This is a genomic window from Campylobacter sp. JMF_11 EL3 (assembly GCF_027736965.1).
GTDB lineage: Bacteria > Campylobacterota > Campylobacteria > Campylobacterales > Campylobacteraceae > Campylobacter_B.
Map to the genome: position 1 here is coordinate 21,587 of NZ_JAOVTJ010000004.1, position 14,069 is coordinate 35,655.

The window sequence follows — 14,069 nt, forward strand, 5'->3', positions numbered from 1 at the left end:
GGGGGAAGCTAAAAATTTATGCGTTTTTTGCAGCCTCTAAAACTGCTTCGTAGTTCGGCTCTTCGGTGATTTCAGCCATGATGTCTTTGTATGCGATTACGCCACCGCTGATGACGAAAACCGCTCTTGCATTTAGCCCAGCTAGCGCGCTATCTTCGATTAAAATTCCATAGCTTTTGGCGAATTTTTTCGCTCTAAAATCGCTTGCTGTGCGCAAGTTTTCGATACCCTCTGTCGTGCAAAATCTGCCCATCGCAAACGGCAAATCCATTGAAACCACGATTACTTCGGTATTTGGCAAGCTTGCTGCTTTTTCGTTGAATTTGCGAGCCTCGCTAGCGCAAACTGGCGTATCTAACGACGGAACGGCTACGATGATTTGTTTTTTCTCGCTTTTGCCGATTACGATATCTTCTAAATCTTTCCCAGCGACTACGACTTCTGGCGCAGCCTCGCCGACTTTTACTTCATTTCCGCCCAAATTTACGGGGTTTCCTAAAAATTTTACTTGCATTTTTTCTCCTTGTAAAAAATAAAACACATTTTATCTCATAAAATTTAATAGATTATTTTTTGGCGCAAAATTTTAAAATTTGGCTATAATTTCGCCCAAATTTAAAAAAAGGAAATCCATGCAAACCCTCCCGCAAAACGCGCCTAAATTTCACCTCAACACCGCCTACACGCTATATTTGACGCTAGGGGTTTTTAGCGCGCACAGATTTTATCTGAAAAAAAATATAAGCGCGATTTTCCAGCTTCTTGGCGGATTTGGGTTTATCATCTTTGTCTGCTTTTTGGTGGCGTATGCTTTGATATCAAACGATAGCGCGCTCGAAATTTTGCGCTCCATAAGGCCGAGCCTCGAATTTGACGACCAAGATACACTTAGGGCTAGGGAAAATTTAATAAAACCGATTATGGTCTTTGCACTGCCGAATTTAGCCTATTTGGCGTGGATAATACACGATTTTTTCAATTTAGAAAAAATGGTAGATAGCGCAAACCTTAGCGCAGGGTGCGAGACCGAAAATTTGAGCGAAAATCCCAGCGAAAATCCCAGCCAAAGCCTAAATTTCGAAGAAAAAAGCGCGAATTTAGCCTCGGCTAGACAGCTAGCTTACATTGGGTGCGGACTTTTGATTTTAATGGCAGTTTTAAACATTTTTGGCACCAAGATTAACGGCGCCGAACTCGCCTCGACAGCGGGGCAAGTGTGCTTAGCAATGAGCGCGTATTTCATCGCTAGCACAATTTGTTCAAAGACACTTTTGCGAAATTTAACCCTTTTTGTCGTATTTGACGGCCTTGCGCTAATCCCGTTTTTGATGATGATGTTTGGGGATAAAAGCCTGATTGTATTTGTTTTCGGCGCAGTATTTACGGGGCTTGGCGCATGCTTTGCTCTGCTGATTTACAAAGAGCTTTTCCAGACGAGCGGATGCAAAATTTTCGTTAAGGCGTTTTTTGTATATGCGCTCTCATGCGTGATTGGGCTAGTTTTAGTCTATTTTAATCCGATTTTAGCGATAATCGCGGTGCAAATTTGCTCGATTATAAATTCGCTTTTTATCATTGCTTGTGCCAAAGATAGCCGAAATTTCGAAATTTCGAAAAACAACTATTATTTTTCGAATTTGAAATTTCACATTAGCGAATTTAACAAAATCAAATCATAAGGAGAAAAAAATGATGAGTTTTGGCGAGGCGATTAGCGTTTGCCTCAAACAAAAATACGCTACATTTTCTGGCAGGGCTAGCAGAAGCGAGTATTGGTGGTTTTACCTTTTTAGCGTTTTGGTCAATATCGCCACTGCCGTAATCGACGCCGTGCTTGGCACAAATATCGTTTTGGGGTTTGACAAAAACGGCACCCCGCAAGTCATCGGTATCGTAGCCAGCGTGGTTGCTCTTGGCTTGCTTGTGCCCTCATTTGCGGTTTTGTGGAGAAGGCTACACGATAGAGATATCAGCGGGTGGTATTTTGGCGCAATTTTTCTTTTGTGCGTGCTTGGGATAATGTTTGCTGATGGAATTAGAATTTTAGCTATGCTGTTTTTATTTGTTGCTGTGGGGCTTATAATTTATATTTTTATCTCTACGATTTTAAAGGGCACCGACGGAGCTAACAAATACGGCGACGATCCGCTAAATCCACGAAGTGGAGGAAATATTTTCGTTCCGTGAATTTAAGAAATTCACGGAAACACTGCGCCGAAATTTAACTTACTTCACAAAGAAATGCAAAGCATTTCCGTAAAAATAAAACCAGCTAAATTTAAAGCTTCGCTTTAAATTTAGCCACCTTAAAAGCGTCGTCGGGGGAAATTCGCACGATGCAAAAGGCGCGAACAGCGCTTTTGCGTGCGAATTAAATGCAGGGGAAGGGGCGCGACCTCGCAAAATGAGCGTAGCGACGGCGACAGCCGGCATTTCTTGCGAGCGAAGCGAAGCAGAGTAATTCAAGCCCCCCTTCCCCCTTACAAAGAATTTCACGGCGCAGGTTAAATTCAAAAAATCGTTCAATGCTAAATTTAGGTTGAATTTTGAATTTAAATTTCCCTGGATTGCTTCGCTCGTTATACTCGCTCGCAATGACACGAAATTCGCATTTTGGTAATTTTCACTCGTAGATTGCTTCGGCGATAAATCGCCTCGCAATGACAGATTGAAAATTTAGCCAGATTTCTCTGGCTAAATTTGGGTTATTTCGCACCTTTTGGCGGCATAAACGCAGTTAGCGTGATGTCTTCGCCGTCTTTTGGTTTGTAAGGCTCGATATTTACAAGGCAAGTGTGAGAGATATTTCCGTTGGCTAGTTTGCTTGTCGGAATATCGATAGTAAGCACATTTGCCGAGCCGTTTTTGCAAAGTCCGTTTTCGTTTGGATCATACCAAGCACCTTCGCATAGTTTTACGACATTTCTTGGAGTGTCATCATTTACAACCGCACCTGCTAGCACTTCGCCCCTAGCATTGAAAACTCTTACCAAATCGCCATTTTTGATACCTAGCTCTTTTGCGTCTTCTTCGTTGATGAAAATCGGCTCACGACCTGCTACTGCATAGCTATCTCTTAGCTTAGTTTGGTTTTGTTGTGAGTGTAAGCGATCATTTGGGTGTGGGCTTATCATATGGAATCTGGCTGGTTTATCCTTCATACCTAGCCACTCGATTGGCTCAAACCATGTCGGGTGAGCTTTGCAGTCATCATAGCCCATTTTTTCGATTGTTTCAGAGTAAATTTCGATTAGTCCGCTTGGTGTGCCAAGTGCATTTAAAATCGGATCTTCTCTAAAATCTGCAAAAGTTACATAGCTTTCGCTCTCCATTGTAGGGAAAAATTCAGTCGGTTCGTTTTTGTTCCACCACTCTTCGAAACTTGGCATTTTTATTCCCAAAGCTTCGTTTGCATTTACTTGATTTGCCGCTGTTTCGTAGAATTCTTTTATCCAGTCCATTTCGGTTTTGCCGCCTTCTGTGTAGGCTTCGGCTAGACCGTCTGCATAAGCTTTACACAAATCAACGAAAACCTGATAATCATCTTTTGCGCCAAATTGTTTTTCTACAACCTGTTTTTGTGGGACGATATGCATATTTGTGTAGTCTCCTGTCATAGAAATGTCATTTCTCTCATACGAGCTAGTTACCGGGAACACGATGTCAGCCATTTTCGCTGTCGGCGTCCAGTAAATTTCATTTACGACGATAGTTCGTGGTTTTCGCCAAGCTTTGACATTTTTATTTGTGTCTTGTTGTTGTGTGAGCGGATTTCCGCCGACCCAGTAGATAAAATCCATATCAGGATATGTGATTTTATTTCCGTTATCATCAAGCGTTGCGCCCGGATTTAGCAAAGCGTCCGCGTTCCTTGCGACAGGATATGACATTAGGGCAGTATTTGATAGCCAAGACTGCGCTGCGTTTTCTTTTGCGCCATCAGCATTAGCAGGACCCATATATTTGCCGTCTTTGATAACGCCTACGCTTCCTGCGTTGATTGTTTTAATCACGCCACCAACGCAACTTGGCGTTCCGCCGTTTGCATAGTGGTAACTAAAACCAAATCCACCACCTGGGAGCCCTATTTGACCAAGCATACTAGCAAGAGTTACTATCATCCAATGGACTTGTTCGCCGTGGTGCGCTCTTTGCATACCCCAACCAGCCATAATCATAGTGCGATTATCAAAGAATTTTTCAGCTAACTCTTTTATAACTTTTGCTTCGATACCGCAAATTTTCTCTGCCCACTCAGGTGTTTTTTCTACGCCGTCTTCTTTGCCTAGTAGATACTGCTCAAATTTATCAAAGCCAACGGTGTAAGTGCTTAAAAATTCTTTATCATATTTGCCTGATTTTAGTAGGTGATTTGCCATAGCTAACATCATCGCGACATCGGTATTTGGAGTAGGTCTGATATGAGTAGCTTTGCCTTCAAAAAATTTAGTTGTGATTGTTTTAAGCGGATCGATGATGATGATTTCTTTACCGCTATCTCTTAGTTTTTCGAAATATTTAAACGAGCCTTCATCAGAAACCGTAAATGACAAACGCAAAGTGCCGATTGGATTCATACCCCAAAGCACGACGACTTTTGAGTTTTCTAAAACCACAGGCCAAACGGTTTGTTGCTCATAGACTTGGCTAGATCCCACGACATGTGGCAAAATCACTTGCGCAGCTCCCGTTGAAAAATCCCCGGTAACACCCACAAAACCACCTGTCATATTCATAAATCTATGCAAAAGCGTTCTTGCCATACCAAGTGCGCCTGAGCTTTGCCAAGCGTAGCTTCCTGCACAAATACTATTCATACCTTTTTGTTCGCGCGTTTTTTTTAGCTCCCTAGCGACAAGTTTAATAGCCTCTTCATAAGGCACTTCTACCCACTCGTCTTTGCCGCGAAGCTCTGGTTTTGGGCTATCTGGGTTTTCAAGGTAGCTTTTGCGAACCATTGGAGCTTTGATTCTTGCTTTATAAACCAAATCGTCCATCGCAGTTTGCAAAGGATTTGGCACATTTGAAGTTTTTTTCCAAGCTTGTGATTTTACGATTTTGCCGTCTTTTACGGTAGCTTTTAAAATTCCCCAGTGCGCCGCAGTGAGAACTTCGCCGTTTTTAACCAAAGCGGTATTTGCGGCTTCACCGAAAACAAAACTAGGCATAGCACTTGCTGCGCCAAGTGTAGCTGTTCCTTTTAGAAAACTTCGTCTTTTCATCTTTTCTCCTTTAATCGACATTAATGTCTTTTGAATGTTTTTGTAAATACTGAGTGATAACCCAAATTTCATCTTGGGTTAATGGCGTGCGTGATTGCATTGATTTAATCAGCGCAGGCCATCTATTTGCGACCTGAGTTTCGCCTCTGTGAAGCGGGTGGCAGGTGCCGCAGTTTTCTTCGTGGTTTTTCTTCGCTGTGCTAAAAATCGCTTTCAAATCCGTTTCTAGCGCATCTGGCGAAGTATAGGCTGTGATTTTTACCTTGTTGTATTCGCCCAAATTCTCCAAAACCTCAGCGTCGAATTTCGCCTGTTTTGAAAAGGCAACCGAGATAATCCTCGCCTTAGGGGTAAAATAAATGATATTTTGCGCCTTTGCGCTTTGGTAGCCTTCAAGGCTAAATTTGACCTTTTTATCATCTGCTTCGATGATTTTGATCTCATTTGTCGGCATTAATCTTCCGACACTTTCGCTTAAATCCGCGCTTAGGCTGATATTTTTAACAGCGACGCTATACGCGCTATCGCCCACGCTAAGGGCGTTTGCGGCGCAGGTTAAAAGACCTAAGCAAAGAGCTAAATTTAGAATTTTCAAATTTTCTCCTTTTTTAAAATTTGCGAAATTTTATAAAAAACAAAAATAAAAATTTGTCATTTTTATGACAAATTTAGTTTTTATTATCGATACTTAACCTTTTTGTGAGATAATAAAAATAAAAAGGCATTTTATGGGGACTAGGACGACAGGGGTTTTTGAGGGCGAAGAGTTATCGTTTTTCGGTAAAGAGGATTTGGATAAATTCAGACGCATTTCCTATCAAAAAGGCTCGATGATTTACGCTCAAAAAAAGCTTTTTATGATAATCCTAAAAGGCGAGGGCAAGCTAAATACCTACCACGAAAGTGGCAGAGAGTATGTGCTAAGCTACTTTGGGGCGGGTTCTTTCGTGCTAGTCGATACCTTTTCGTCATTTGAAATCACAAAAGACGCTGAAATTTTAGAGGCAAATTTATCCACCGTGATTGATCTGTTTGAGTTCAACCAAGACTTTGCGATTTATCTTTTTAACTCGTTTTTGAAAAATATGACAATGCAAAAAAATGTGATAAAAGAGCTGGTTTTTGATAGCGTCGAAACTCGAACTTATAAATTTTTACTTCAAATCGCAAACGGCGATATAGCACATGTCAATGGCGGTGTCAGCGAAATCGCAAGCTTCGTCGGAGCCCCACGCCAAAATGTCTCCGTGGCTGTAAATAAGCTAATCAAAAATAAAAAAATCCAAAAATTAGATCATCAAAATTTTAAAATTTTGCCCTAAATTTTCTTTGAAAACATAGCGTAAATTTGCGCACTCATCATCACAAATAAAACCGCTAAAATCACGCCAAAAGCTAAAATCATGCACTCAGCCATTGTGCCAAATTTCGCGCTTGGGATTAAATACCAGCCATTAGAATACAAATCCACAAAAAAGCTTTGAATAGGATCTAGGCTCGTTCCTAGCGGGACTATGGGCGCGTCTAAGCCACAATCGCCAGTTGGCTTAAAAAAGCTAGCAAACCACTCATCAAGGGGCAAATTTAGCGGGAAATTTGGCTTAAACGAGCAACCATGCACGCCAAAAGGCAGATTACCTAAAATCGCGCTATGCACCTTGTATAGGTGGATTGAGCGGGCAATTCCATAAAATGCGCCCACAAAGCACACTCCATAAGCGCAAAATTTAAGTAGCAAATTTCCTCCGCAAATCGTGCCTAAAATCGCGCCCAAAAGTATCACAAAAAATGCCAGTCTGATATACACACACTGCTCGCAAGGCGCCATAAATAGGTATTCTTGGAAAAAATAGTGCGCGATAATGATTAAAAGCGCGCAGACAAAAATCAGATAAATCCAAGGCTTCGCGCTGTTTTGCCACGCACAAATTCTAAATAATACTCTACTCATTTTTATTCGCTAAAAAATTAATTAAATTCGCAAATTCAGCCGTTGAAGTTATTTTGTCTGTTTTTATGAGATATTTTCCACTCACCACGAAGGCTGGCACGCCCTGAATAAGTGCGACATCATAGCCCTCGTCCCAAAGCCCAAGCAAGTCCAAAACTTCACTATTTTGCAATTCACTCTCGTAAATTTCGCGCGTAATACCGCCGGCTGTAAAGCCCGTTTGCAAAAATTTCATCTCGTCCATATCGGCACTTGGGCGCTCTTTTTTGTCGTGATAACTCTCAAAATACGCAAATAAAATTTTCTTAAATTTCGAATTTGGCGAGTTTGGGGCGATATTTTCTCTTTTATCCAAAACTCTTGCCACAGCCAAAATTTTACTCACACTCACGCCAAATTCGCCCATAGCGTGCATGTGAAACGGCTCGTAAGTAGCCGAGATTTCGCCTAAAATTTCAGGAAGGACATTTTGATAATATTTATAGCAAAACGGACAAGCATAGCTAGAAATCGCCACGAAACTGCCCTTATCCACACTTAGTGGCTTATCCAAAACCAAATAATGCTCGCCTGCGCTAAATTCGCCATTTCCGCCGTCCCCATGCGAGCTAAGCCCACCCATCATATACACACCAACGCCCAAACCAACGAGCAGAGCGAGGATAAAAACTAGTAGATTTTTTTTCATAAATTTTCCTTTTTTACTCAATTATAATGAAATTTTAAAAATTTTGGCTAAAATTTGGCGAATTTAAATTTTCAAATTTCAAAGGAGAAAAGATGAAAAAACTTTCCTTAATTTTGGCGATTTTCGCCACGATTTTTTTGAGCGGTTGTGCTAGCACGACCCAAGGTGGCGCTGTGGGGGTAAATCGCACCCAGCTTCTCACAGTCAGCGAAGCCGAGCTTGACAAGGCAGCAGCAAGCTCATACACGCAAGTAATCAGCCAAGCAAAAAGCCAAAAAAAGCTAAACACCAACGCCAAACAAACCCAAAGAGTAAAAACAGTCTCAAATAGATTGATTAACCAAGTAGGCGTTTTCAGACCAGATGCACGCAACTGGAACTGGCAGGTAAATGTCATCGAAGATCCGACCGTAAATGCGTGGTGTATGCCAGGGGGTCGCATTGCCGTTTATACAGGCATTATCAATAAGCTTAGCCTAACTGACGGCGAGTTAGCAGCTGTCGTAGGACACGAGATCGCTCATGCTCTTCGCGAACACTCACGAGAGCGAGCCAGCACAGAGGCTGTAAAAAATCTAGGCATTTCAATCGGCGCGCAAGCCGCTGGGCTAGGGGATTTGGGCGCGACTGGATTAGCGATTTTGGGGCAGTATGGATTTAGTCTGCCGTTTTCTCGCTCACACGAAACAGAGGCCGATATCATGGGCTTAGAGCTTATGGCGCGCGCTGGATACAATCCAAACGAAGCCCCAAATGTATGGCGCAAAATGGCGAAACTAGAAAGTGGCAGCAAAACGCCTGAGTTTTTCTCAACTCACCCAGGCGATGAAACCCGTATCAAAAACCTAGAAAAAACAATCCCAGTGGTCATGCCACTATACGAACAAGCCAAAAAAGGTAAAAAATAGCTTCGTAAGCTTCATCGGTGCGAAATTTGTGAAATTTCGCACCAGCTAAATTTCAAAATTCCGCACTTTTAAAATTTAAAAAAATTTGTGAAAATTAGTTTAATTTTGCTATAATCTGCATTTTATTTTAAATTCAAAGGATTAAATTTTGGACACGGATCGTTCGGTCTTTATGTTACTTCTCGCTTTTGTTTTAATTTTTTTAAATGCTTTTTTTGTTTTATCTGAATTTGCCCTTGTTAAAGTTCGACGCTCAAAACTCGAAGAATTCGTCAAAGACAAGGTCGCAAACGCCTCACTCGCTCTAAAAATGACAAACTCAATCGATACCTACCTAAGCGCCTGCCAAATCGGCATTACGCTGGCTTCCCTCGCCCTTGGTTGGATAGGCGAGCCAGCCGTAGCTAGCCTAATCCGCAAGCCACTTGCTAGCCTAAATTTAGGCGAGGCTAGCGTGCATACCGTGGCTGTGATTATCGCGTTTAGTATCATTACGACACTGCATATCGTCCTAGGCGAGCAGGCCCCGAAACTTATCGCAATCGCAAAATCCGAAAAAATCGTGCTTTGGATAGCTAGACCGCTTTATTGTTTTTGGGTTTTGTGTCTGCCCGCGATTAAGGCGTTTGATTTCGTCGCATCAAGCGTGGTTAGGCTCTTTGGAATCCGCGCGGTCAAAGATAGCGAGGTCGCCCACTCCGAAGAAGAGATCAAAATCATCGCCAGCGAAAGCCTAAAAGGCGGAGTGCTAGATAGCGTGGAGACCGAAATCATCAAAAACGCCGTGGATTTTGGCGATACTGTGGCAAAGGAGATTATGACTCCGCGCAAGGATATGGTCTGCCTAGATAAAAACGAAAGCTACGAGGATAATTACCGCGTAGTTTTGGAGTCGAAATTTACCCGCTTCCCATACATCGACGGAGGCAAAGACACGGTGCTAGGACTAATCCATATCCGCGATATCATGCAGCAAAACGGCGAGAAAAATTTCGATAAAATCGTGCGCAAACTCATCATCGTGCCAGAAAACTCCCCGATAACCAAAATTTTATCAATGATGAATAAAGAGCGCATTTTCGCCGCCCTTGTCATCGACGAATACGGCGGAACGGCGGGGTTTTTGACCATGGAGGACATAATCGAGGAGATTTTTGGCGAGATCGAGGACGAATACGACGATATAGAGCAAAATTTCACCCGCATTGACGATAATACTTACGAATTTAAAGGTCGCTTTGAGATCGAAAATGTCGAGGAAATAATGGAAATCGCCTTTGACGATGAGACCGAGCAGCTCACGATTGGCGGATATGTCTTTAATCTCTTTGGTCGTTTGCCAGAAAATGGCGATGAGATAAGCGACGAAAACTGCGATTACACCGTGCTTGCGATGGACGGCACCTCGATAGCCTCGCTTAGGGTAAAGAAAAAAGAAAATTAAAAGGGCGAAAATGGATAATGTAATCAGATTTAGCGTTTCACTGCCAGAGGAGCTCTTTGACGAGCTAAACTCGCGCGTGCAGAGCAGGGGCTATCCTAGCAGGAGCGAGTATATCAGAGACCTAATCCGCGAGAAAATCGTAAATGATAAATGGAGCGAGGAAAACAGCGACAAAGAGGGGCTTGGCGTGATTTGCATAGCGTATTCGCACCACCAAAGCGACCTGCTCGAAAACCTAATCGAGCTCGAACACCACGCTAAAATCGATGTTGTCTGCACGAACCATATCCATGTCGATCACGACAACTGCTTAGAAACCATAAATGTGCGTGGCAAAATGGGCGAAATCGAGAAATTTAGCGCCAAAATCGGCGGACTCAAAGGTGTGAAATTTTCGCAACTTGTCAAAATTGCAATTACGAAAGCGTGAAATTTGGAATTTTAAATTTGAAATTTGGCGCGGAATTTTTAAATTTTGCTTTTTAGTGTCATTGCGAGAATTTTGCTTTGCAAAATTCGAAGCAATCGCCAAATTCAAAATTCCCGCACCAGTATCTGAGTTTGCGAAGCGAAATTTTTCTAAGTTACTCCACAGCGTTTAAGAAAATATAGTAAAAATTACTAGATTTTTTCGTGACATCAAATGTCCAAATATCGCTTTTTTCGCTATTTTCTTTGCGCGAAAACGCACTATTTTGCCCGAAATTTTTCTCAAATTCGCTAGCAAGCCCTTTGCAAATTTCGTCATTTTTGTCTATTGCGATTTCTACTTCGTGGGAGCCAATGGTAGCGTATTTGGCGCAGTTTTTACCAGCTACGGCGATAGGGTTTGGGATATTTGTCATTTGCTCAGCTTGGTTTTCAAATTTTCCCATAGCAGTGTGGTATGCGTAAAAATCATCAAGCAAGACCGAAATCCTTCTTAAACCATTTAAAATTTCTACTCTTTCGCGTGGGAGCTTCGCCATAATTTTTTCGTTCGCTTCGCTTACGGCGTTGCTAGCATTATTGCACTCGACCGCGTCTATATAAGCCACAGAGCCCGTTTTCGCGCACTCTTGCACCCTTGCCTTAGCGATTTGCAAGTTTGCCGCGAAGTATTCATAGCTTCTTGGCCCTTCATCCGCATACCCACACACAAAACCCATAGCCACAAGGCTTGGGATTAAAATTTTTTTCATTTTTTCTCCTTTATTAGATTTTCGACGCAGTATCCCAAATTTGCACTAGCAAAATTTCACTCAAATGCCCTAAAATGCGCCTCATCTGCGAATTCTAACATCTCTTTATCGCCCCTGCTATCGCCATAAGCGATGATTTTTTCAAATTCGCTCAAATCATAAGCTTCTTTTATACGCGCCACCTTTTGCGCCCCGTAGCAGTTTAAACCATCGATTTCGCCGGTGATTACGCCGCCTTTTTTCTCGATTTTTGTGCCCAAAAGTTCGAGCCCATTTTCTTTGCACCAAGGGGCTAGCCAATCCTCCAAGGAGGCCGTTACGATGACGACCTTATCGCCATTTGCGATGTATTCTTTGATTTTTGCCATGGCTTCAAATTTGATAATATCTTCAATGTGCGTGGTGGAGTATTTTTTGCAAATTTTGGCGAATTTATCCACGCTCATACCGCCGAAAAAATGCACCATTAGGCGTCTTCTAGTGAAATTATTCGAACACAGCCCAAGCTTGTAGCCTAGCAAAATAGGGCTAAGCCTAAAAATCCCGCGGAAAAATTTCTTAAACCCCACGACATAGGCGATAAATTCGAGCAACGAATCATCTCTGGTAATCGTCCCATCGAAGTCAAAACAAACTAATTTCATAAAAATCCTTTTGCAAGATTATAAAATTTCAAAATAAATTTTGGATTTTTAAAACCACTTACTATAAAGAATTTATATTTCTAAAATTTTCCCTAATTTCTTTAATTCCGACCAAATTTTCATTTCGCTTCACAAACCAATAATCAAAGCCGTTTAGTCTATTTGCTTTTGCATTTTTGATTTTTGCGGCTAAGCTGTGCATATCGTAAATTTCGCCGTTAAATTCGAGTTTTCCGTTGCTTTGTAAAATAGCAAATTTATCGCTATTTTTTAGGTAAAATTTTTCATTTTTTATAAAAAATTTAGCCTTTATCATCTCGTCCATACTGACTTTTTTAGGTTTTTCATCAAATTTTGCCTTTGCAATATCGCTATTTTCAAATTCCACTTTTTCAAGCCGTTTTTTACCAAATTCGATATACTTTTCATTTTGCTCTATCATAATGAAATTTCGCCCAAGTTTTTTTGCCATTGCAGCCGTTGTCATCGTCCCGCCAAATGGGTCAAGCACCAAATCGCCAAGCTTTGAGCTAATTGCAATTATGCGATATAACAAATTTTCAGGTTTTTGCGTGGTGTGAAGTTTTTCGCCGTTTTCATCTTTTAATCTTTCATTTCCTGCACAAACAGGCATTTTCCAAACGCTTCCAAGCTGTTTTCTCTCACCCCTAGCAAATAAATTTGGCTCTATGTTTTCGTTATTTAGCTCTTTTGCAGTTTTATAATTAAATGTAAATTTACTTTTTTTCGATTTACACGCCCAAATAAGCGTTTCGTGCGAATTATTAAGCCTTGTTCCCATAAAATTTGGCGTTGGATTTGTTTTGTGCCAAATAACATCGTTTATCAACCAAAATCCAAGCTCTTGCATAATCCCGCCGATAGTATAAATACACTGCATACCGCCTATTACCCAAATCGAGCCGTCTTTTTTAAGCACTCTTTTGCACTCTTTTAGCCACGATTTTGTAAATTCGGCGTAATCATAGTTTGAATCAAATTTATCCCACTCATCATCACAGCCGTCAAATTCGCTTCCGTTTGGACGATTTAAAACCCCGTCCGTTCGCATAAAATACGGTGGGTCTGCAAAAATCAAATCAACGCTATTATCAGCCATTTTTGCTAAAATTTCTATGCAATCGCCTTTTATAATTTCGTTCATAAAATCGCCTTTAAATTTGCACCTGTCGGAAAAAGCTCTTTTCTAAGTTCTACAAATTTTGGTTTGTTTGATAAAAGATTTTTGATAAGATTTGGTTTTGTTGCTTTTAATTTTAAAAGTGCGTTTTTGATTTCAATGCTTGTATCAAAATCAGGAACGCTTAAAATATCTTTGCAACGCTTCGTTTTATTTGCTCTTAAATGAGAAATCAGCTCGTCCCAAATATCAATACGATTGAATAAATTTATAAAAATTTCATCGCCGTAAAATAAGTTAAGTTTTACCAAATCATCGGTATTATTTGCGATTTGTTCTAAATAATAATTGCGATTTTTATGAAAATAACTATCACTAAACCACATTGAAGCGATAATTTTGTGGTTTGGATATTTTTCTTTTATGGTGCGAATTTTTTTGATAAAATTTGTATATTGACCCCGTTTTTTGGTGCTATCGTGGCTATCTCTGATTTTTTGTTCGATTAAGTAAATAAAATTTGATTTATCTTTGAAAATTTGGTCGCAGTTAAGTCTATCGCCTTTTTCATCAAAACCGATATTTTTATCCAAATTTTCATAGCCCATTTCAGCGATATATTCGGTCAAAATATCTTCTATAAAATAGCCAAATTTAATCTCGTGGCTTTGAGTTAAATTTTGAATTAGCTTTGTTTTTGCATTTGTAACACGAAAAAGCCCGATATAGCGTTCAGGGCTATTTATAACAGTTGTTAAAATTTCTAAATTCAAGTCATCATTGCTAAGAAAAATTTTACTATTTAACTTTTCTTTAAAATGAGCGTATTGCATTTTTTTGCCTTTATTTTTTAAATTTGCAAATTCTAGCGAAATTTAGTAAAAAATAAT

At 40.7% G+C, this 14,069-nt stretch carries 15 protein-coding genes; 6 read left to right on the forward strand and 9 right to left on the reverse strand.

What is annotated here, in order from left to right; all coding sequences use genetic code 11:
- Positions 1–16: 16 nt before the first annotated feature.
- On the reverse strand, positions 17–514 hold the full coding sequence (gene tpx, locus OFN67_RS06165; protein WP_270862651.1) for a thiol peroxidase: 498 nt from the start codon (positions 512–514) through the stop codon (positions 17–19).
- 118 nt (positions 515–632) lie between these two features.
- On the opposite strand from tpx, the gene OFN67_RS06170 reads away from it, so the two are divergent.
- Positions 633–1,679, forward strand: a complete 1,047-nt coding sequence (locus OFN67_RS06170; protein WP_270868647.1) for a TM2 domain-containing protein — start codon at positions 633–635, stop codon at positions 1,677–1,679.
- A gap of 10 nt (positions 1,680–1,689) precedes the next feature.
- Complete coding sequence (locus tag OFN67_RS06175; protein WP_270868646.1) at positions 1,690–2,187, forward strand: DUF805 domain-containing protein; 498 nt, start codon at positions 1,690–1,692, stop codon at positions 2,185–2,187.
- 518 nt (positions 2,188–2,705) lie between these two features.
- Here the strand turns inward: OFN67_RS06175 and OFN67_RS06180 are convergent.
- Positions 2,706–5,222 carry a molybdopterin guanine dinucleotide-containing S/N-oxide reductase gene (locus OFN67_RS06180; protein ID WP_270868645.1) on the reverse strand — a complete coding sequence of 839 codons (2,517 nt, stop codon included), beginning with the start codon at positions 5,220–5,222 and terminating at the stop codon, positions 2,706–2,708.
- Positions 5,223–5,232: 10 nt separating this feature from the next.
- The gene (locus OFN67_RS06185) at positions 5,233–5,817 is read right to left on the reverse strand and encodes a cytochrome C (protein ID WP_270864651.1); all 585 of its coding nucleotides are present in this window, start codon (positions 5,815–5,817) and stop codon (positions 5,233–5,235) included.
- Positions 5,818–5,950: 133 nt separating this feature from the next.
- Between OFN67_RS06185 and OFN67_RS06190 the strand changes: the two genes are divergently transcribed.
- Entirely contained in the window at positions 5,951–6,544 is a 594-nt protein-coding gene (locus OFN67_RS06190) for a Crp/Fnr family transcriptional regulator (protein ID WP_270868644.1), read from the forward strand.
- Here the strand turns inward: OFN67_RS06190 and dsbI are convergent.
- Positions 6,541–7,173: a protein-disulfide oxidoreductase DsbI gene (dsbI, locus tag OFN67_RS06195; RefSeq protein ID WP_270868643.1), complete on the reverse strand. Its 633-nt coding sequence runs from the start codon at positions 7,171–7,173 to the stop codon at positions 6,541–6,543. The two genes, OFN67_RS06190 and dsbI, sit on opposite strands and share 4 nt — an antisense overlap.
- A complete protein-coding gene (locus tag OFN67_RS06200) occupies positions 7,166–7,861 on the reverse strand; it encodes a thiol:disulfide interchange protein (protein ID WP_270868642.1) in 696 nt (231 codons plus the stop codon). The genes dsbI and OFN67_RS06200 overlap by 8 nt, the downstream gene beginning before the upstream one ends.
- Before the next feature lie 92 nt (positions 7,862–7,953).
- Here OFN67_RS06200 and OFN67_RS06205 point away from each other — a divergent pair, with 92 nt between their 5' ends.
- The 3 genes from OFN67_RS06205 to nikR all read left to right on the forward strand — a co-directional run bounded on the left by OFN67_RS06205 (position 7,954) and on the right by nikR (position 10,643).
- Positions 7,954–8,769 carry a M48 family metalloprotease gene (locus tag OFN67_RS06205; RefSeq protein WP_270868641.1) on the forward strand — a complete coding sequence of 272 codons (816 nt, stop codon included), beginning with the start codon at positions 7,954–7,956 and terminating at the stop codon, positions 8,767–8,769.
- A gap of 172 nt (positions 8,770–8,941) precedes the next feature.
- Positions 8,942–10,213 (forward strand): hemolysin family protein, encoded by a 1,272-nt coding sequence (locus tag OFN67_RS06210; RefSeq protein WP_270864646.1) that lies wholly within the window; start codon positions 8,942–8,944, stop codon positions 10,211–10,213.
- A 10-nt stretch (positions 10,214–10,223) separates the two neighbouring features.
- Entirely contained in the window at positions 10,224–10,643 is a 420-nt protein-coding gene (nikR, locus tag OFN67_RS06215) for a nickel-responsive transcriptional regulator NikR (RefSeq protein WP_270868640.1), read from the forward strand.
- Between the two features lie 154 nt (positions 10,644–10,797).
- Here nikR and OFN67_RS06220 read toward each other — a convergent pair whose 3' ends face one another.
- The 4 genes from OFN67_RS06220 to OFN67_RS06235 form a co-directional block, all read right to left on the reverse strand.
- Positions 10,798–11,394, reverse strand: coding sequence for a hypothetical protein (locus OFN67_RS06220; RefSeq protein WP_270868639.1), 597 nt, complete (start codon positions 11,392–11,394; stop codon positions 10,798–10,800).
- 56 nt (positions 11,395–11,450) lie between these two features.
- A complete protein-coding gene (locus tag OFN67_RS06225) occupies positions 11,451–12,038 on the reverse strand; it encodes an HAD-IB family hydrolase (protein ID WP_270868638.1) in 588 nt (195 codons plus the stop codon).
- Positions 12,039–12,099: 61 nt separating this feature from the next.
- A complete protein-coding gene (locus tag OFN67_RS06230; protein ID WP_270868637.1) occupies positions 12,100–13,203 on the reverse strand; it encodes a DNA-methyltransferase in 1,104 nt (367 codons plus the stop codon).
- The gene (locus tag OFN67_RS06235) at positions 13,200–14,012 is read right to left on the reverse strand and encodes an HpyAIV family type II restriction enzyme (protein WP_270868636.1); all 813 of its coding nucleotides are present in this window, start codon (positions 14,010–14,012) and stop codon (positions 13,200–13,202) included. Before OFN67_RS06235 ends, OFN67_RS06230 begins: the two co-directional genes overlap by 4 nt.
- Between the last annotated feature and the right edge of the window lie 57 nt (positions 14,013–14,069).